Raw genomic sequence first — 521 nt, forward strand, 5'->3', positions numbered from 1 at the left:
TCGCATATCAGCTTGGCGGCGGCCTTGTTAGGAACGGTCTGTGCTTGCAGGTAGCGTTCGAACCGCGGTAACGACGCCTTCTAGGCGCGCCGCGATGTTGACGCCGTCACCATGAGGTCGCCGTCGCTCTCCTCAACGACGTCTCCTGTGTGGATTCCGATGCGAAACTCAATAGGGCGCTCGATCGTAACACCTGCATTGCGTTCGAGCATGGCGGCCTGCACCTCGATGGCGTAGCGCACCGCGTCGACGATCAAGCGACCGGTCGTAGCGGCATCTCTGTCGCGGCACAGTCTGCCGCCTGTCGCGAATTGACCTTGATGTCCCCAGATGCCATTATGGAATGGTAGCTGATTGCGAAGACAAGACTTCTTGCCGCGGCGGCCGATCCCCTTAAACGCGCGGCTGGCAGCCTGCCTTAGTCGACTACCCATGCTGATTTGCGTCTTGCGGTTGGGTGACATGAATTGAGCCCAACGAACGAGGCCGACGACGGCTTTGGTGTTCAATTCTCGGACGGT

General features: G+C 59.5%; 1 pseudogene. It reads right to left on the reverse strand.

Going from position 1 to position 521, the window contains the following annotated elements:
- Window positions 1–63: 63 nt before the first annotated feature.
- Window positions 64–260 (reverse strand): annotated as a pseudogene (locus ACXJ7R_RS36155) (adenylate/guanylate cyclase domain-containing protein); the annotation flags it as partial.
- Window positions 261–521: the final 261 nt, after the last annotated feature.

Source organism: Mesorhizobium sp. P5_C1 (assembly GCF_054049815.1).